19 protein-coding genes are annotated in these 19,075 nt (G+C 58.3%); 6 read left to right on the top strand and 13 right to left on the bottom strand.

What is annotated here, in order from left to right:
• Positions 1-2: 2 nt before the first annotated feature.
• The 10 genes from pufL to KIN_RS08325 form a co-directional block, all read right to left on the bottom strand.
• Entirely contained in the window at positions 3-842 is an 840-nt protein-coding gene (gene pufL / locus KIN_RS08370) for a photosynthetic reaction center subunit L (protein ID WP_159805944.1), read from the bottom strand.
• Between the two features lie 122 nt (positions 843-964).
• A complete protein-coding gene (pufA, locus tag KIN_RS08365; RefSeq protein ID WP_159805942.1) occupies positions 965-1,120 on the bottom strand; it encodes a light-harvesting antenna LH1, alpha subunit in 156 nt (51 codons plus the stop codon).
• An 11-nt stretch (positions 1,121-1,131) separates the two neighbouring features.
• Positions 1,132-1,278, bottom strand: a complete 147-nt coding sequence (gene pufB, locus KIN_RS08360; RefSeq protein ID WP_159805940.1) for a light-harvesting antenna LH1, beta subunit — start codon at positions 1,276-1,278, stop codon at positions 1,132-1,134.
• Between the two features lie 141 nt (positions 1,279-1,419).
• Positions 1,420-1,644 (bottom strand): cytochrome PufQ, encoded by a 225-nt coding sequence (pufQ, locus tag KIN_RS08355; protein ID WP_159805938.1) that lies wholly within the window; start codon positions 1,642-1,644, stop codon positions 1,420-1,422.
• Positions 1,641-3,119 (bottom strand): chlorophyllide a reductase subunit Z, encoded by a 1,479-nt coding sequence (gene bchZ, locus KIN_RS08350; protein WP_159805936.1) that lies wholly within the window; start codon positions 3,117-3,119, stop codon positions 1,641-1,643. The genes pufQ and bchZ overlap by 4 nt, the downstream gene beginning before the upstream one ends.
• Before the next feature lie 91 nt (positions 3,120-3,210).
• Entirely contained in the window at positions 3,211-4,653 is a 1,443-nt protein-coding gene (bchY, locus tag KIN_RS08345) for a chlorophyllide a reductase subunit Y (RefSeq protein WP_159807909.1), read from the bottom strand.
• Positions 4,654-4,975: 322 nt separating this feature from the next.
• Complete coding sequence (locus KIN_RS08340) at positions 4,976-5,977, bottom strand: chlorophyllide a reductase iron protein subunit X (RefSeq protein WP_159805934.1); 1,002 nt, start codon at positions 5,975-5,977, stop codon at positions 4,976-4,978.
• Positions 5,974-6,915 (bottom strand): chlorophyll synthesis pathway protein BchC, encoded by a 942-nt coding sequence (gene bchC, locus KIN_RS08335; protein WP_159805932.1) that lies wholly within the window; start codon positions 6,913-6,915, stop codon positions 5,974-5,976. The genes KIN_RS08340 and bchC overlap by 4 nt, the downstream gene beginning before the upstream one ends.
• 130 nt (positions 6,916-7,045) lie before the next feature.
• Positions 7,046-8,053 carry a methyltransferase gene (locus tag KIN_RS08330; protein WP_243144866.1) on the bottom strand — a complete coding sequence of 336 codons (1,008 nt, stop codon included), beginning with the start codon at positions 8,051-8,053 and terminating at the stop codon, positions 7,046-7,048.
• 120 nt (positions 8,054-8,173) lie between these two features.
• Positions 8,174-9,055, bottom strand: coding sequence for a polyprenyl synthetase family protein (locus KIN_RS08325; RefSeq protein ID WP_159805930.1), 882 nt, complete (start codon positions 9,053-9,055; stop codon positions 8,174-8,176).
• 104 nt (positions 9,056-9,159) lie between these two features.
• Here KIN_RS08325 and crtD point away from each other — a divergent pair, with 104 nt between their 5' ends.
• Positions 9,160-10,734: a 1-hydroxycarotenoid 3,4-desaturase CrtD gene (crtD, locus tag KIN_RS08320; RefSeq protein ID WP_159805928.1), complete on the top strand. Its 1,575-nt coding sequence runs from the start codon at positions 9,160-9,162 to the stop codon at positions 10,732-10,734.
• Positions 10,644-11,558: a carotenoid 1,2-hydratase gene (gene crtC / locus KIN_RS08315; protein ID WP_505712031.1), complete on the top strand. Its 915-nt coding sequence runs from the start codon at positions 10,644-10,646 to the stop codon at positions 11,556-11,558. Before crtD ends, crtC begins: the two co-directional genes overlap by 91 nt.
• On the opposite strand, the gene tspO is transcribed toward crtC, so the two are convergent.
• From tspO to KIN_RS08300, 3 genes are read right to left on the bottom strand one after another with little or no spacing between them, the layout of a single operon-like run.
• Complete coding sequence (gene tspO, locus KIN_RS08310) at positions 11,555-12,022, bottom strand: tryptophan-rich sensory protein TspO (RefSeq protein WP_159805926.1); 468 nt, start codon at positions 12,020-12,022, stop codon at positions 11,555-11,557. The two genes, crtC and tspO, sit on opposite strands and share 4 nt — an antisense overlap.
• A gap of 25 nt (positions 12,023-12,047) precedes the next feature.
• Positions 12,048-13,055: a 15-cis-phytoene synthase gene (gene crtB / locus KIN_RS08305; RefSeq protein WP_159805924.1), complete on the bottom strand. Its 1,008-nt coding sequence runs from the start codon at positions 13,053-13,055 to the stop codon at positions 12,048-12,050.
• On the bottom strand, positions 13,052-14,599 hold the full coding sequence (locus KIN_RS08300; RefSeq protein WP_159805922.1) for a phytoene desaturase: 1,548 nt from the start codon (positions 14,597-14,599) through the stop codon (positions 13,052-13,054). The genes crtB and KIN_RS08300 overlap by 4 nt, the downstream gene beginning before the upstream one ends.
• An 82-nt stretch (positions 14,600-14,681) precedes the next feature.
• Here KIN_RS08300 and crtA point away from each other — a divergent pair, with 82 nt between their 5' ends.
• Genes crtA through bchO form a run of 4 tightly spaced genes read left to right on the top strand, consistent with a single transcriptional unit; the run spans position 14,682 to position 18,956 of the window.
• Complete coding sequence (crtA, locus tag KIN_RS08295; protein ID WP_159805920.1) at positions 14,682-15,419, top strand: spheroidene monooxygenase; 738 nt, start codon at positions 14,682-14,684, stop codon at positions 15,417-15,419.
• Complete coding sequence (gene bchI, locus KIN_RS08290) at positions 15,416-16,423, top strand: magnesium chelatase ATPase subunit I (RefSeq protein WP_159805918.1); 1,008 nt, start codon at positions 15,416-15,418, stop codon at positions 16,421-16,423. Before crtA ends, bchI begins: the two co-directional genes overlap by 4 nt.
• Positions 16,420-18,096 carry a magnesium chelatase subunit D gene (locus KIN_RS08285; protein WP_159805916.1) on the top strand — a complete coding sequence of 559 codons (1,677 nt, stop codon included), beginning with the start codon at positions 16,420-16,422 and terminating at the stop codon, positions 18,094-18,096. The genes bchI and KIN_RS08285 overlap by 4 nt, the downstream gene beginning before the upstream one ends.
• On the top strand, positions 18,093-18,956 hold the full coding sequence (gene bchO / locus KIN_RS08280; RefSeq protein ID WP_159805914.1) for an alpha/beta fold hydrolase BchO: 864 nt from the start codon (positions 18,093-18,095) through the stop codon (positions 18,954-18,956). The genes KIN_RS08285 and bchO overlap by 4 nt, the downstream gene beginning before the upstream one ends.
• Positions 18,957-19,075 lie beyond the last annotated feature (119 nt).

The raw sequence follows: 19,075 nt of genomic DNA, 5'->3' as shown, positions 1-19,075 counted from the left end.
TCTCATAACCCCACTTGGCTTGGCCAGATCGGCAAATCGAGCCACCAGTTCCACCACTCGGGCCAGCCCTTCGTCCAGACCGGACCGGAGATGATGATACAGATCGCCGACCAGAACCCGGCGTTAAGCGCCAGAAGCAGACCCACCCGGTGGATGCCTAGGGTGCCGATGGAATAGCCGATGAAATCCCGGAAGAACGTGTCCTCGTGATCGGGCGTCTTCATCTCTTCGCCCTTCTCAGGGTTGGCCGCCGACAGAACCAGCGCGCCGTGCAGCGCAAGGAACATGGTCGTGGTGAAGAAGAAGGTCACCGCCAGCATATGGGCCGGGTTGTAGTGGAAATGCAGATAGGCGTAGCCCGTGTTGGACACCCAATCGAGGTGGCTGAAGATCCCGTACGGAAACCCGTGCCCCCACGCGCCCATCAAAAGCGGGCGGAAGACGACCAGCGTCAGATAGGCGAAGATCGCGACACCAAAGGCCACGGGCACATGATAGCCCATCCCCAGTTTGCGACAGATCTCGACCTCGCGCAGCGCCCAACTGATGAAGGCACCAACCGCACAGAATGTGATGATCTGCCAAAGCCCCCCTTCCATCAGGGGCGCCATGCCCAGACCGTAACTCAGATCAGGGGGCGCGATGTTGATCAGCCACGGGTTGAACGTACCCTGCTGACTGGCGCCCCAGAAAATCAAAATGGTGCCAAGACCCGCGAAAAACGCTGTCGTGACGCCGAAGAAGCCGACATAGAACGGCCCAATCCAGAAATCGAACAGATCGCCGCCAATGAGCGTCCCACCTCGGACGCGATATTTCTTTTCGAAACTGAGCAATGCCATTGCTTGTCTCCCTCACTTGGCGGCCTTGATCGTGATTGGGGTCGTAGCCGTCCCACTGAAATCCGGTTTGCCGCGGGCGGGGTTTTCGGGTGAGCCCGCCCGCAGCGTTGGTTTGAACGTTCTTACTGACCGGTGTTTGCAGCCAGTTCGAACCAGTTCAGGCCCGAGCTGAGCACGACGAGATGAATCATCGCAGCCAGCAGGAACAGAAACACGCCTTGTGCGACAAACACGCGGCGGGGATCGAAGACGAGCCAGATTTTGTAAAACTTAGCCATGTTTCAATCCTTTATGCGAACCAGGGACGCCAGATGTACGTCGCGATATGAGCGACGAGTGCCACGGCCGAAAACAGCCAAAGCCCGCTCATATACACTGCGTGCAGCTCTTGTGCCTGCTCGTCAGTAAGTCCCGTGAAGGACAAATTATCAGCCATCGTTTCCTCCGAAATTAGACTGACGCCGCGCCCCCCGCGGCCGGGTTATGTCGAGGGCTCTTCCCCCGTCACAATCCGCCACCCCGGGGGGGAGTGACAGATCAGCATCCCGGTTGTGACACCGGAAACTTGGAAGCGCGCTCAGGCGCTGAAGATCATCGGTGTGATGATCCGGGCCTGGCTCCAGGCCCGCGCAATCGGACCTTTGTTGGCCAGACTGCCGTTTTTCAGAAAGGCCAGACCCCAGGCCAGAAAGGCCAAAGGCAGCGCCGCCGCGAAGATGATCGCGAAGTAGACATAAAATTCAGTCCGCGGCGTCCGGCGTGGGGCGGTGTCAAATCCGCCATTCGATGTTTGATCGCTCATGAGCGTTCTCCCTCGTTGAATTCAAATCCGGCTGGTGCAAAGGCCAGCATCGTTTCCTTGACCACCCGCTCCGCGCCTTGGCTCAGCGCGGCCGCTTCGGCTTGATCCCGCAGGTTTTTCGCGGCCGAGATGCGGGTCAAAATCGGGTGGGTTGCAACAATCGTGTCGAGCAGCCGCTGGGCGTCCTCGTCCCACGGAAAATCGCGGCGTAGATTGGTCGGCGTAGCCTCCGCCGCATCCATCTCGGATGCCAGCGGCAGAATGTGGAAGAGCGCATCGAACAGCCCGTTGCACACCTCCTGGATCAGGTAGGTCGCCCCGGCGTAGCCCATAAAGGGCGTGCCCGTCGCGCGCCGGATCGCGGCGCCCGGAAAGCTGGCCGGGATGAAAGCAGGCGAGGGGCCAAACCCGCCTTTTTGCTCGGCCAGATACATCTTTTCGTTGATCGAACCCAAGACGATCAGCGGACGTTTTTGCGCAAGTTCCGCACGCACCGCTTCGTTGTTGGTTTTCTTCCCGGCGCACCGCGGAACGGCCAAGGCACATGGCAGTCCCATATCGTCCTCAAGGAAGTTGCGGATCCCCCGCGTATAGGTTTCGTTCGCGACGATCCCGAAACTGGCCGTCGCAAAGAAGTCCTGCGTGACCGACCGCCACAGGTCCCAGACGGGCTTGATCGTCGAATGCTTTTCGCGCTCGATGAACGGCTCAGGATCCAGATCCAGCATCTCGCCCAGAGTGCGCAGAAACTTGGTTGTGCTGTCGATCCCGATCGGCGCTTGCAGATAGGGCTTGCCCAGAACTTCGCACAGGCCGCGCCCGAACTCCCGATACATGCAGACGTTTACATCGGCGTTCACGAGATTGCGCATCTCGGCCACATGGGCACCCATGGGCATCACCATATTGACCTCAGCCCCGATCCCTTCGACCAGACGCCGGATTTCGGCCAGATCGGATGGCATGTTGAACGTGCCATACATCGGACCCAAAATATTGACGCGAGGCTTCGCGTCCTCCTCACGCTTGGCCTCGCGCGGCATTCGACCCTTGGTCATGCCGAACTCTGTGAAGATCCACGTCATCGCGCGATCCGCTGCTTCCCACTGATCCTCGTCGATCGTGCGGGGCAAGAACCGCTGGATGTTGGTCCCCATGGGCGTGACGCCCCCGCCGATCATCTCGGCAATCGAGCCAGTGACGACGACCGCAGGCAGCGCCGGATCAAGGGTGCCCCATGCGCGCTTCATCGCGCCTTCGGTGCCATCGCGACCCAACTCTTCCTCGCCAAGTCCAGTCACCACGATGGGCAACTCATGTGGAGGCAGCGCATCGGTGTAGTGCAAAACAGACGTGACCGGCAGGTTCTCGCAGCCGACCGGACCGTCGATCACGACCTGCAGACCTTTGACGGCGCAAAACGCATAGACCGCGCCCCAGTATCCGCCGGCCCTGTCATGATCCTGGATCAGCATGGGCGCCCCTCCGGACCGGATGCGGTCCGAGGGAAGTCCGACAAAAGTCCGATAGAAGTCCGAAAGGTGATTTCGCGGCTGCGGAGAGGTTTCATATCATCTCCGCCGCTTTTGCCGCGCGGGCCTGCTTTTCGAGCTTCTTGCGGTTCAGTTCCCTGAAATCCTCCCGCACATTCGGTGTCCCTTCCCAGACCCCGGCAGTGTCGTCGTGACCCACGCCATCGAAGAATTCCCGCATGTGATCCATCCGGTCTTTGTTCGCGATGGCCGCGTTAACGACCTGCGCCAACGACCCGGCACCAGCAGGCCCCATGAGCGGTCGCGCCGAGATCAGATTGGTAAAGTAGAGCGATGGGATCCCAAGCTCCTTGCCCTTCTGAACGACCGGCGTCGTGCCGATGGCAAGGTCGGGCTTGACCCCTTCCATCGCCGCGCAGTCATCCTCAAGGGACGCCCGGAATTTCACCTTAACGCCCTTGTTTTCAAGCCACTCCGCGTCAGCGGCAGACCAAGGCGTCTTTGGACAAGCGGTGCCGACATAAGGCACATCGGCACCGCTTTCGATAAGAAGGCGGGCCACCAACAACTCACTGCCTTCATACCCCGACAATGTGATGGTGCCCGAGATTGGCGAGGCGGCAAGCGCAGATGAAATCGCCGGGAGAGACGCATTCTGCGCCGCCGCCACCGCCGTGTCAGAGAGACCGAACGCATCCCCCAGACCCCTGAGCCACGCGGCAGTGCCATCGACACCCACCGGGGCAGATCCCAGTATCGGCCGCCCGGCGGCCTGAAATTCGCGAATGGAACTTGTATAGAACGGATGGATCGCAGCAACCGCGCCACAGTCCAGCGCGGCATAAAGCTCCCGCCATTCACGGCACGGCACCGTCGGACCCACAGCCAAGCCCAGCGGCTCGATCATCTGACCAATGCTCATCGGATCCGCAGGGAACATCTCGCCCAGCAGCGTAACGGTCGGCCTATCGGATTTGGCACTTACCGGCGCGGCAACAGGACCGGCTTCAATCTCTGCACGGGCGTAGTTCAGCATGGCCCCGGCAAGCACATCCTTCGCCTCGGCATGAGTCGGAATACCAAATCCCGGAACGTCAATTCCGATGATCCGTACGCCATTAATTTCAGACGGCAAAAGCCGCAGCGGCACGCCAGACGCCGTTGGCACGCAAAGGTTCGTCACGACAATGGCATCATAGCGGTCGGGATCTGCCAGCTCGTGAACGCTGTCCCGAATATCTTCGAACAACTTACCTGTAACGAGCGTCTCAGAGTTGAACGGCACGTATCCGACAGACCGCCGCGCACCGTAGAAATGGCTAACAAAGCTCAGCCCATAGACGCAGCAGGCTGATCCGCTCAGAACGGTTGCGGTGCGCCGCATACGCAGGCCCACGCGCAATGAGCCAAAAGCCGGGCACATGCTTTGCGGTTTGTCGTGGGGACCTTGAGGGTAGTCGGCGGCGTACTGATCCAGCACCTCGGAATTGCCTGCCTCCCGCGCAGCCGCCTTCATCGTATCGCCGGCATGGCACCCCGCACCATCGGCTGGGGCGTATGTCAGCTCATCTTTCAATCGTCCGCCCCATCTTCAGAGACGTCGTCATCCATCTCCGGCGTATCCGTATCAAGCGCTGACAATCCTTCGTCCCACTGGGCGAGTTCTTCGAGATCAAACATCGGTCCGGTTCCCCAAGCTTGCGCGATAAAGCTGTTCGGCATCGTCTCGCATGCGCTGATATGTTTTCTCCATATCTTTGCAGCGTTTCGCTTGCCGAACGGCCTCCGCACGTTGCCTTTCAAGCTCCTCGAGCATTTCACGCATCACCAGTTTCATCTCAGACGTGGTCATAGATCACCTCGAGACTTTCGACCGGCTTGGCGTTCTTCCCGCGCATGTCTTCATCTGTCGCGGGCTGCAGCACAAAGTCGCCGCCCGTGTCTTTACTGTCGAAAAGGGCCAGCAAGCCGTCCTGATCCAGCGGCGCCGGACGAACGGGCGGTGCTTCGGCGACATTGTCCCCAAGGGCTGCGAAGAGTGCACCCCACTGAGATTTGGACGTACCGACAATTTGATAGTTGGCGGATTTCTTACGCAGATCATCGTCCTGCGGTATGGAAGCCAGAACGGGGATATCGACCGCATCGGCAAATTTCTGAGCCTCACCGCTCCCGTCATCCTTGTTGATGACCAGACCCGCGACGCCGACATTACCCCCGAGCTTGCGGAAGTATTCCACCGCGGAACAAACGTTATTGGCCACATAGAGAGACTGGAGGTCGTTCGAACCAACGAGAATGACCTTTTGTGCCATGTCGCGTGCGATCGGCAGGCCAAATCCTCCACAAACCACGTCGCCCAGAAAATCGAGCAGCACATAGTCAAAATCCCAGTCGTGGAAACCGAGCTTTTCAAGAAGCTCAAACCCGTGGATGATCCCGCGACCACCACACCCACGACCCACTTCGGGTCCGCCAAGCTCCATTGCAAAGACGCCACCACGCTTGAAGCAGACATCGCCGATCTTGACCTCTTCTCCGGCGAGTTTCTTTTTGGTGGAGGTCTCGATGATCGTAGGGCAGGCCTTGCCGCCAAACAGTAAGCTGGTCGTGTCAGACTTCGGATCGCAGCCGATGAGCAGGACCCGTTTGCCCTGCTCCGCCATCATGTGACTGAGGTTTGCGAGCGTGAACGATTTTCCGATCCCACCTTTACCGTAGATCGCGATGATCTGCGTTTTGGAAGTCGGCTCTTCTGCAATGACGTCCGCCAGGTCTTCGTGCGCTTCGTCGCGCAGGCGTTGATCGAAGTCTTTCAGATTTGGCACTTCGTCTTTCACGCGACATCCCTCCAGTCGAGTATCATTTTCAGGCAGGCCGGATCTTCGAAGGCTTGCTGATAAGCGCTTTCTGCACGCACGGCGCTGGCGCGATGTGTGATTAGCCCATCTAAGGAGAGGGCGTTGCATTCAATCAGCTGGCGGGTTGCGACCATATCTTCAGCGGTCCATTCGGACGCAACACGCAGCCGAGCTTCCCGCATGAACGCGGGTGGAAATGCGAATGACAAAGGCTCGGCGTAGAAACCTACAAGGACGATCTCGCCCCCTTTGCAAATACGGGAAATCAGCTCATTGAGCAGACCGCCGTTGCCAGAGGCGTCATAGATGCAGTCATAGTCGCGCTTGTCGTCTGCCTCGGGATTGATCACCGGATAGCTGCCATCACTCACTTGCCGGTCCGGATCGATTTCCCATACGGTTGGCGGCGGCCCACCAGCGGCGATTGTGAGCCGCGCCAGCAAGCGCCCCAAAGTGCCGTGCCCGACAATCAGATCGGGAAGCGCTTTATCAAGACCGGCCATCGCATGACGTGCCGTGGCAGCCAGCGCCAGAAGCGCGCCCTCGGCCTTTAGCTCCGGATCGATCCGAATGGCCCGCTCTGCCTGTGTGACAATACGGCGGGATGCGCCGCCAAACAGGCCCTTCACGTTGCCGAAGCAATTCGCGCCGGGTACAAAAACTCGGTCGCCAACTTTGAATCCACTTTCAGCGGGCGCCTGCATGATCTCACCGGCGGCCTCATATCCCGGCACCAGCGGATATCCCATACCGGGAAATGGCGGCATCTCACCGGTCCAGAAGAGTTTTTCGGTACCGGTAGAAATTCCGGAATGCGTGATATCAATCACCACATCGCCATCCGCAGGCGCATTCAATTCAATGGAATCCAAGCTGAGATCCTTGGGCCCGGAAAGAAGAACGGCGGTCGTTTGCACAAATTTTCTCCCCGTGTCGGCTAATTTGGAAGCCTTTTGGCTCGCATTGATGACTTTTGAGTCTTATGTGTCAGTTTAAGTTGACAGAACTGATTGTCAATTCTTTTGGACAGCAAATATGTCCAACATGCTAGACAGCCTTCCGGCATGTCACGCAGCATGTGACGTAGGGGCGGTGTGCAGCATGTATTTTGATGTCGCAAAATCCGGCAATTGACAGCAGATCTGAGATTTGATCGGCAGACCGGGTTCGCCCCGTGACCATGCAAAGCGTATATAAAGGGAAGTAGACATCGCCCGCTCGCTGGGGCGTCGCACCACCGGACATCGGCTCAGAAATAAGCAATAGCCCGCCGCTTGGAAGCGTGTCGTAGATGTTTGTCAGCAAGCTCTGAACCGTTTCATCAGAATGATCGTAGAGTACGCGGATCAGGCTGATGGCGTCTGCGCTGGTATCGATAGGTTCAAGAAAACTACCGGGTTGGAAATTCATCCGAGGTTCAGCTGAGACTGCATTTTGAACAACGGACGGCAAGTCCATCACGGTGCCGTTCATCTTCGGATACTGCGCGAGCACTTTCGTCATGAACGCGCCAGTGCCGCCGCCGATGTCGAGCAAATGGCATACATCATCAAGTTTGACGGTCGCGAGCGTTTCCGCTGCAACGAGGGATTGGCTCTCTGACATGAGATTTGAATAGGTCGCAGCAGTCTCTGGCGGGATATCGCGTCCGGCCTCACCTTTTACGTAAGGCCAGAACTCTGCCAGTTGCGGCCTGGTCTCTCCGCGGAGCAGGGCGACCGGATCGCTAAGATCATCATAGAACATGCGGTGATGAAGGATCATCTGCTCCAAACCGGGGACACCAAGGGTGGCCGCGCCTAAGCGCGCCAGACGATATCGGCCATCACGCTGCTTTTTGATCAGATCAAGCGCGGCTGCCGCATTCAGAAGAATCTCTGCGTTTTTACGGGGCACACCGATCCGCTGCGAGACTTGATCCAAGCTCAAAGGCCCGGCTTTCAGGATCGCAAGGAGGTCTAATTCAACCGCCGCAAGAAGAACTTGCGTATAGGCAAAGCCCGAAACCAGATCAAAGAGCCGCGCGCCGTCTTTCGCGGCAAGATGGCGTGTCATTCTGTTCTGCGACGCCCAAGCTTGAAACCCAGGTCGTGCGACCAGCGACATCATCCAGTTTTGAAGGCGCTCCAAAACGCCGGGTCGAACCGCGTTGCCTGGATCAACGGCCGCCACAATCTATACCGCGTGGGCGGCGCCGCTGCGCTTGACCGAAACAGGCGTCAGACGCTCGGCGGTTTTGCGCACAACTTCGGCCAGCTCTGCCTCGCCTTCGCACGAGGGGATGGACGCAATGGCACCACCGAGGATGTCCTTGAGCCTTCGAATCGCACCGCGCACGCCAAGCTCTGACACAGCATTTGGTCGCGTGTGAATTTCATCCTGACCTACGGGCTTTCCAAGCGTCTCTTCATCGTAAAGCACATCACGCAAATCATCGGCGACCTGAAAGGCCTCACCAATGCGGGCGCCAAGCTCGGTCCATGGTTCGGGGTCATGACCCGCCGCGATTGCACCCATGCGGGACGCAGCGACAAACAGCGCGCCGGTCTTTGCGCGGTGATATGCAGACAGGTTTACTTCGGGCTCACTCTCCCAGGCTTGCCCGGCGCAGATCCCATTGGGCATTCCAGTGGATTGGGTAAGCGATAGGATCAACTGGGCCGTGCGCTGGCAGTCATGATGTGCCTGACGCGCCAGCGTCTCAAAAGCCAATATGATAAGGCTATCACCCGCGAGAACAGCAAGCGGCTCACCATAGGCGACATGAACGCTTGGCTTTCCGCGCCGGAACCCCGCATCGTCGAAGCAAGGCAGATCATCATGCACCAAGCTTGCGCAGTGGATCAATTCAATCGCTGCAGCTGCGGCATCTGCAATTTGAGGTTGGTCATCCCCGCAAGCCTTCGCCACGGACATACAAATCTGCGGACGAATGCGTGCGCCACCGGGCAGCACAGCGTGCTCGAGCGCTGCGGCGAGTTTGGGCGGTGCGGCACCAGCTTGCGCTGTACGAAGGGATCTTATAACGGCCGCATCTATCCGTTTGGTAAAAGGCATCGCCCACCCCTCTGTCCGCTTTTGATTACAGTCATAGTGTAAGTTATAGTGGACAGCTGTCCGAAAGCTGTCAACATAAGCGTGGCACACAGCAGAGGATTGGCGTGGGACAGAAGGCGGAACAGATCGTCGTGATTGGCGCAGGCATTGGCGGTCTTGCGGCAGCCCTTCGATTGGCCGTTGCAGGCGAAAATGTTCTGGTTCTTGAGCGTCACGCTGCCGTCGGGGGCAAGATGCGCACTGTTCCGTCAGAGGTCGGGCCGGTCGACGCTGGACCGACAGTGATGACGATGCGCCATGTCTTTGACGATCTTTTGGAAAATGCAGGCACCACGCTGGAAAGCACCGTCGATCTCATCCAACACGACATTTTGGCACGCCACGCTTGGTCAGACGGAAGCGCGCTTGATCTCTATTACGACACGGCCAAAAGTGCAGCCGCTGTAGAGAGCTTTGCCGGTAAGCGCGAAGCTGATGCGTTCCTTAGATTTTCAGAGCGAACCAAAATCCTCTTTGACGCATTCGACGAGCCGATGATGCAGGCAGCATCGCCCCGCCAAATGGACTTGACCTTGAAGGTCATGAGCCAGCCACATGTGATCCCGAAGATGGACCCGCTGCGTAGTCTGGCCGCGTCTTTGTCGAATACATTTGGTGATCCACGCCTGCGGCAGCTGTTTGGGCGATATGCGACATATGTCGGCGGCTCTCCCTACGCATCGCCTGCTCTTTTGTCCCTTATCTGGAGTGCGGAGCAGGCTGGTGTCTGGTCGCTCAAAGGGGGGATGCACACGCTTGCTGCCGCCCTCGCTGGGCTGATCGAGAAGGCCGGCGGAACCATCACCTTGAACCAAGGCGTCGCGCGTATCCAAACTGATGGCCACGGCGTTACGGGCGTGATCACTGATGACGGCAGTCATATTCTGACAGAGAAGGTCGTCTTCAACGGGGACCCCAGGGCTCTGTCCCACGGGATGCTTGGGCAGAACGTGGGCGGCGCTGTCTCAAAATCACACGTAGAACCACGTAGCCTTTCGGCCTTTGTCTGGTCCTTCGCCGCAAAACCAAGAGGGGCCAATCTGGTCCATCACAATTTATTCTTTGCAGATAACCCTGAGACCGAGTTTGGCGATCTTGCCCAAGGACAGGTGCCGTCCGACGCAACGCTTTATGTCTGCGCGCAGGATCGCAATGACAGCGCGCAACCAACGGGCGGCGCCGAGCGGTTCGAAATCATCATGAATGGCCCGCCAGCCCAAAGTGCAACCTATCAGGAGGAGGCAGCGCAATGTCAGACTCAAACCTTCGAGAGGCTGTCCAGAATGGGGCTGACCTTCGAGACAACACCGACCCTGAAGTCTCTGACGACACCGACAGACTTCGCGGACTTGTTTCCGGGCTCCGCGGGCGCACTCTACGGTCGAAGCCCGCACGGACTGTTGGCCGCGATGAAGCGGCCCCGCGCACAGACGAAAATACCGGGGCTCTATCTGGCAGGGGGCGGGGCGCATCCGGGGGCGGGTATCCCCATGGCGGCCCTCTCCGGCAAGCACGCGGCAGAGGCGATCTTAGCGGACCGAACTTCAGCATCCAGGTCGCGCCGGACGGCTATGCATGGTGGTACATCGACGGGGTCAGCGCAGATGGCACACGGGCCATCTCAATCATCGGCTTCATAGGATCGGTCTTTTCGCCCTGGTATCGTTGGAGCGGACGACGATCACCCCAAGACCACTGCTGCATTAATGTCGCCACTTATGGCGCTGGCGGCCGTTGGACCATGACGGACCGGGGATCATCTGCGCTGACACAAAGCGATGACACATTCGAAGTTGGGCCAAGTTCCTTTCACTGGGATGGTACGTCGCTAACGATCGCCGTTAATGAGCGCAGTGTACCCCATCTTGACCGGGTTCGAGGGACCATAAAGGTACATCCGAAAGCTGTGACAGACGTAGAAGTGTCACTACACAAAACGGACAGGCACATTTGGCGGCCCTTTGCGCCGGTGGCAGACATCGAGGTCGATCTGGGCCGAGCGGGCTGGAACTGGCATGGCCATGGGTACTTCGATGCGAATTTTGGTACAGCGGCGCTTGAAGATGATTTCAGCTACTGGACGTGGGGTCGCTATCCGATGCCTGATGGGACTGCCTGCTTTTACGATGCCACGCGACGCGATGGATCGCCGGATCTGGCGGTTGCGCTGAAATTTGACGCGATGGGCCAAATCCAGCAGTTCGAAGCACCGCCGAAGCAGGAAATGCAGCGATCCCTCTGGACCGTACGCCGCGAAACACGGGGTGACGCTGGCACACATCCTGTTCAGGTTAAGTCGATGCTGGATGCGCCGTTTTACTGCCGGTCTGTTGTCCAAACCACCATAAACGGACTTCGGTCCGAGGGCGTTCACGAGGCGCTGGATCTCAACAGGTTCGGATCGCGCTGGATCAAGCCAATGCTGGCGGTAAAAGTGCCACGCCGCGCGCGTTGGGCAACCTAGGTTATAGGCTCAACGTCCGGATTGCGTTGCATCACTGAAAAGTTAAGCGCAGATGCGATGGTGACCCAGACCAGATAGGGCGCAAACAGCAGCGCTGCGATTGTGTCTAGCTGCATCATTGTCCAGAGGCATCCGGCGACCGCCACCCATAGGGCCACGATAACAATCATCCCAGCCTTCAGACGCCGCAAGCCAAAGAAAATCGGCGTCCAGAGGGTGTTGAGAGCGATCTGCAGAGACCAAAAGGCCAGCGCCAGATATGCCCCTTCCATCTTGGCAACACGCGCGGCTGCGACAGCGATAGCGATGTAAAGGATCGTCCACGTCACCGGAAAGACCCAATCCGGCGGCGTCCAGCTCGGTTTGTCGAGGCTCTCGTACCACTCTCCCGGCTGAAATAGCGCGCCCGTCGCCGCAGCAGCGCAGCAAGCCCCGAAGAAGATGAGGAAGAGCGTCCAGTCCATCAGTGATCCTGCAAATTGACGATGCTTATGCGCCTAACCTATCTCGCGCTTCGAGTTGGGCAAATACATCGATCACCGCAGCCGCCCGGGGTTGTCTACGATCCTGATCAATGGCAGCGGCGGTTACCAAGAATTCGACTTCAGGCAAAGGGGCAGCAAAGAGAACAGCGGATTGCGGCATCGCACAGGTTACGCCCGTGCGCAGAACAGACTGCATCAACCATGCCGTTTTTTGCCATTTGTTCGTGCGCGCGCGCTGACTGAAGCTATCGTACTGATTGCGTCTGACCTGTTGGCCGATGCCATCGTAGATATGGCGCGCGGCAAAGATCCCTGGACGACAGGATAAAGGCAGCGCACTGATCCCCGGCTCTGATCGATGATAAAGACGCTGCGCTTCTCTCAGCAATCGGCGCGTCACTCGACCCAATGCAGCGGAAGGCTTCGGCGCAGCTAGGAAATCGTCGGGATCGAGCCCTTCATCCTCCATCATCTGACGCGGCAGGTAGAGGCGGCCTTCCACGGCGTCCTCGCCCACATCGCGGGCAATGTTGGTCAGTTGCATCGCGACGCCCAAATCACAGGCCCGCGCCAAGGCATCCGCGTCTCGCACACCCATCAGTACGGTCATCATCGCGCCAACCGCAGCGGCGACGCGGGCAGAGTAAGCCCGCACATCGCTGAGCGTTTCATAATCGCGCCCCGCAGCATCCCACGCAAGGCCTTCCAAAAGTGCTTCCGGCAACTCCCGCGGCATCTCATGATCGGAAATCATCGCTGCAAAGGCACGATCAGCGGGCGCATCACGCGGGGTCTTTGCGTAAGCCAGTTCGAGACGATCCCGTAAGGCGGCAACAGCCTGCGCCTTTTCGCGGTGCAAGTCGACCGCATCATCTGCCAGCCGGCAAAAAGTATAAAGCGCGAGGGCCGGATCACGCACCCGCGCCGGCAAAAGATGAGAGGCCGCGAAAAAAGACCGGGATCCCGTGCGGATCGCAGCGCGACAGTGCGCAAGATCTGCGGCGGGGATCATTCTGCAGGAACCTTTACGGGATCGGGCACAAGCTTCGAAAGAACCTCCGCAGAGGAAATGACGCCCGGCAGACCGGCGCCCGGATGGGTTCCTGCGCCGACGAGGTAGAGGCCGGGCAATTCCTCTGACACATTATGCGGACGGAACCATGCGCTTTGTAGAATCCGCGGCTCGATCGAGAAGCCCGACCCATTGGGCGACAGGTAGCGATCCCGAAACTCATTCGGAGTAAAGATCTCGCTGGCAGAGATACGCTCGGAAAAGCCCGGCAACACTTTGTCTTCGAGAACCTTGGTAACCTTTGCCTTGTAACGCTCGCGCTCTTCTTCCCAATCAATGACCGTGTCAAACCCGAGATGCGGAACGGGGGAGAGAACGTAGAACGTGTCATCCCCTTCGGGCGCGGCGGACGGATCCGTGACTGTTGGACGGTGGATGTAAAGGCTCATGTCATCGGACAGCTTGCCCTTGATGAAGATGTCACGAACCAGCCCCTTGTAGCGCGGCCCATTTAGAATTGTGTGGTGACCGACATCTTCCCACATCTTCCGCGTGCCCTTGGTTCCGAAATACCAGACGAAAAGACCCATCGACCAGCGTGACTTTTTCAAACGATTGTCAGTCCAGCGCTTACGCGGCGACTTGACCAAATGCTTGTAGGTGTGTCCGGCGTCCGCGTTTGACACGACAATATCCGCCGGAATGATCCGACCCGACGCCAGCTTGACGCCAGCCGCACGTCCGTTTTTCGTCAGAACCTCGCTGACATCCTGATTGAAGTTCAACGTTCCGGCCTGACGCTCGATGACATCGGCCATAGCCTGCGCGATCGCGGCGACACCGCCCATCGCATAGTGAACACCGAACTCCTTCTCGAGATGGCTCACCAGAATATACATGGAGGTGACATGAAATGGGTCGCCGCCGATAAAGAGCGGATGAAATGACAGTGCCATGCGCAGACGTTCGTCTTTGACCCTGCGTGCGGCATGGGCGTACACAGACCGATCTGCGCGCAGATATGCAAATTTTGGCAGGACCTTTATCAGATCCGCGAGCTTGTTCATCGGCCTGCGGCCCAAATCTTCAAAGCCAAACTGATATCGGGCTTCGCTGTCGACGAGGAATTTGTCGAACCCTTTCAGGTCAGACGGGGACAGCCGCGCGACCTCGGCACGCATGCCATCCGTGGTACCGGTTGCCTTGAAGTTCGACCCATCTGGAAAGCGGATTTCGTAAAACGGATCCATCGGCCGCAGATCTACTGCGGCATCAAAGTCTTCGCCGCAAGCAGCCCAAAGCTCTCGCAAGGTCTGGGGTACGGTCACAATCGTCGGCCCCAAGTCGAACCGGTGACCGTTCTGATGAAGGCACGATCCGCGCCCCCCGGGCATATCCAAACGATCAACAATCTCGACCCGGTAGCCCCGCGCACCAAGGCGCATCCCGGCAGCGAGCCCACCCAATCCAGCGCCTATTACGACTGCGGTCGGGCGATGCTTAGGAGGTGTCGGATAGAATAGGTTAGGATCGACTCTTGTCATTCTGAGAAGCGTACATGTGTCTATTTTTGTTTACAACAATTCCTTTCAAACCGAACCCAGTTATGTCAGACTTAGTTGACACATGTCGATCGGGAGAGTCGCCATACAAACCGTAAGCCTCAGCTTCTTTCGGTTTCCATCCGCGTACGGACGGCTTTGGGCGTTCGCTCAAATGGGTCTTGCCAGACGCCCTATGAAACGAATCCGAGACCTCCAGTTCTGGAAGCTTTTCGGCAGCGGAACGGGGGAAGGATTTACACCCGTCCCCAACACCGAGGTGTATGCCATCCTCGCGGTTTGGCCGTCCTTCGACATCGCCAAATCCCGGTTGGAGGACGAGGGTCTATTCAATCGATATCGCAACAAATGCGCAGAACATTGGACCGTGTTTTTGCAGACGTCGTCGGTGCGGGGGCGATGGTCAGATGCTAACCCCTTTGAGCCTGGTACCGCCACGGATGACGGACCGATCGCTGCGTTGACGCGGGCTACGATCAAACCATCCGTGGCGCTACAATTCTGGAAACGGGTGCCCGCAATCAGTACCGTGATTGGCAGCGACTCCTCGGTTTTATTCAAGATCGGGGTTGGGGAAGTGCCATGGTTCCACCAAGTGACGTTCTCAATCTGGCCTGATCTGACCAGCATGAGCCATTTCGCCCGCAAAGATGGGCCGCATGCGCGCGCGATCAAAGCGGTCCGCGCCGGTGACTGGTTCTCGGAAGAGCTCTACGCCCGGTTTGCGGTGCGCGAGGCTGTCGGCAGTTGGCAGGGCAAAAACCCCTTGGCCGCATTCAAACCAGAGGAGGGCGGCCCATGAGCGCACAACCCTATCCGTTTTCGGCAATCGTCGGGCAGACCGAGATGAAGCAAGCGATGGTCCTCACGGCCATCGACCCGTCCATCGGTGGTGTTCTGGTATTCGGGGATCGTGGCACCGGAAAGTCGACCGCTGTCCGGGCCTTGGCCGCACTTCTGCCGAAGATTAACGTCGTAAGCGGATGTCCCTACAACAGTGAAACAGTGGCGGACTGCCCTGTGCCCGAGACGGTGAAAGGCAACCGCACGATCCAGGTTCCCACGCCCGTGATCGATTTGCCGTTGGGTGTGACCGAGGACCGCGTCGTGGGCGCGCTCGATATCGAAAAGGCTCTGACACAGGGCAAAAAGGACTTTGAACCTGGTCTGCTGGCGCGCGCGCATCGGGGATATCTCTATATAGACGAAGTCAATTTGCTTGAGGATCACATCGTGGATCTTCTCCTTGATGTCGCTGTCTCGGGAGAAAACGTTGTTGAGCGCGACGGACTGTCTATCCGCCATGCAGCCCGGTTTGTTCTTGTCGGTTCCGGCAACCCGGAGGAGGGCGAATTGCGCCCCCAACTTCTTGATCGGTTTGGTCTGTCTGTGGAGGTGGCATCGCCGACGGATATTGCGCACCGGGTCGAGGTGATCAAGCGACGCGACGCATATGAAACCAACCCGAAACCGTTCATGAAGCGGTGGCGCGCCGAGGACACCAAGCTACGCAACCGTATCTTGGCCGCGCGAGATTTGCTCGGTGGTGTCGCGACCCCGGACAGCGCGCTGGAAGAGTGCGCCAAGCTGTGCGTCGCCTTGGGGTCAGATGGGCTACGCGGTGAGCTTACCCTTTTGAAAGCCGCACGCGCCTTGGCGGCGTTTCAAGGGGATGCAGAAATCACCAGATCGCACATCCGCGATATTGCACCGTCGTCGTTGCGACACAGGCTTCGCCGCGATCCACTTGACGAAGCAGGCTCGACTGCCCGGGTGCATCGGGTGATCAATGAAGTCTTGGTATGACCGAGCGGGCCGCTGAATGGGAAACGGCCACAGCGGCACTGACGCTTCTTGCGATTGATCCCGCAGGCTTGGGTGGCATCTGGCTGCGCGCGAAAGCAGACGCACCACGGGATCGGCTTATTGCTGCGGTCGGTCCGGCTATGGCACCCCGACCTCTTGCCCGTTTGCATCCGAATGTCAGCGACGATCAGTTGTTTGGTGGTCTTGATCTGACCCAAACGCTCGATCTCGGTCGAACTGTCCTGACATCGGGACTTCTTGGCCGCGAGCCTTCTGTTTTGATGCTGAGCATGGCCGAACGGTGTCCCGCCCCCCTTGCTGCCCGGCTTGGGCAGTCGCTTGATGGCGGTCAAGGTCATAGTCTTTTGGCGCTTGATGAGAGCGATGATGACGAAATGCTTCCACCCGCCTTGCAGGACCGGTTGGCGTTTCATCTGGATCTGAATGGCCTTAGCCATCGAAACACCAGCGAGATTATTCTGGATCATGACAGCATCGAAATCGCCAGGATTGCCTACGCAAAACTCGAAATCTCCGCCGACCTCGTCGCGCAAGCGGTGGAGACTGCGTTTTTGTTTGGGGTGGTCAGCACGCGGGCAGTTCTGTTCGCGATCCGGGCCGCGCGCGCTTTGGCGGCGCTCCAGCGGAATGCGAGTGTGACAGAAGCCCATTTGGCACAAGCCATGGCACTTGTGATCGCGCCGCGTGCCATCCGCGTGCCAGACCTGTCGGATGCACCTGCACCCCAAGAAAGCGCATCCCCTGAAGGTCAACCTGAAAACCAAACGACCCAAACCGGAATCCCCGAAGATATCGTCTTGCAAGCCGTCGCGGCTGCATTGCCGAAAAACGTTCTGCAGGATTTGAAAACCGGCGCTGCGAAAGCGACCACCACCGGGTCTTCAGGAGCTGGAGCGAAAAAACGAAGCAATCGGCGCGGCAAACCAAAGCCATCAATCCGCGGGCGACTGGGCGGCGCGGCCCGGCTGGACCTGATCGCCACTTTGCGTAGGGCAGCCCCATGGCAGAAGATCAGGGCGGGAGCGCCCTACGCACCGGACCGGACGATACACATCCGTGCTGAGGACCTCTGCCTGAAGCGGTTCGAAGAAAAGAGTGACCGGCTTCTTATATTCGCCGTAGATGCATCCGGGTCCGCAGCATTGGCCCGAATGGCTGAGGCAAAGGGCGCAGTCGAGTTGCTTTTGGCGGAAGCCTACGCGCGACGGGATCAAGTCGCCCTGATTGCATTCAGAGGCACGGACGCGGAATTACTTTTGCCACCGACGCGTTCTTTGGTTCAAACCAAGCGCCGCTTGTCTGCACTGCCCGGTGGGGGCGGCACCCCACTTGCAACAGGGTTGGAAGCCGCGTTTCTTTTAGCCTTGTCAACGAAGAGCAAAGGTATGACGCCAACAATTGCCTTGTTGACTGATGGCCGGGCAAATATCGCGCTGGATGGCTCGGCCAACCGGGGCGAGGCACAGAGGGATGCGTCCAAAATCGCGCGATTAATTCGCGAAAAGCAGACACCCGCCCTGGTGATCGACACCGGCACGCGACCGCAAGCGGCTTTGAAGGATCTTGCCCATGACCTTGGCGCGCCATATCTGCCCCTTCCGCGAGCAAACGCGCATGGTGTCAGTCAGGCGATCGAAGCTGTTCTGGAATGAACTGGGACGAAAACTCTGAAGACTGGCCGAATGCCGAGTTCAGCAGCTTTGTCGACGTGCGTCCCTATCGCTGGTTCGTACAGGATGCGGGCACAGGACCGCTGGTTCTTCTTATCCATGGCGCGGGCGGATCGTGCCATTCCTGGCGCGCGGTATTCACCGATCTATCCAAAGACCACCGCGTTATCGCCGTTGATTTACCAGGGCAGGGATTTACTAAGGCCGACAGAAAGTCGCGACTGTCGCTTGATTTCATGAGCGCAGATATCATCAGTCTGTTGCGGCATATGAAAGTCATTCCAAAAGCAATTATCGGCCATTCAGCCGGCGCAGCGATTGCTTTCCGCATGGCACTGGATTGGCCGTCGCTAAAGTCCACCAGGCTGGTTGCGATCAATGGCGCGCTCGAGAACTTTGAGGGGGTGGCTGGAGTCCTGTTTCCCACAATGGCTAAATTGCTCGCGCTCAATCCTTTGACCGCCTCCGTCTTCAGCAAAACCGCATCACGCCCAGCGACGGTCCATAAGCTAATTACGGGAACGGGCAGCGATATTGGGCCTGACGGCCTCGATTTCTACCAACGTCTGATCTCGGATCGAGACCATGTGGACGGAACGCTTTCAATGATGGCGAACTGGTCACTTACCAAGCTGCGCAGACAGTTGCCTCATCTGGAACAAGAGACACTGTTTCTGGCTGGCAAGAAGGACGGCGCCGTTCCAACTGATGTGTCCGATGAAGCCGCAAGACGCGTGAAAAACGGAAAATTCGTCATGCTTGATGACCTGGGACACCTTATGCACGAAGAGGACCCGGATCGCTGCACCGCGCTCATAAGGTCCCATATCGACGCAGCCTGATTTCGCGACGTTGAGATTTCTCAAAACCGGTGTTATCTTCGACTTACCTGGCGCCGAGGGTTTGCGGCGCGCCACGAAGGAGATTTGAGCGCTGTCTCAACTTGCAAATGCAACTGGAA

Source organism: Litoreibacter roseus (assembly GCF_009811795.1).
Taxonomy (GTDB): Bacteria; Pseudomonadota; Alphaproteobacteria; order Rhodobacterales; family Rhodobacteraceae; genus Litoreibacter; species Litoreibacter roseus.
Note: the sequence above shows the minus strand (reverse complement) of the source record. Positions and strands in the feature narration are given on the sequence as shown.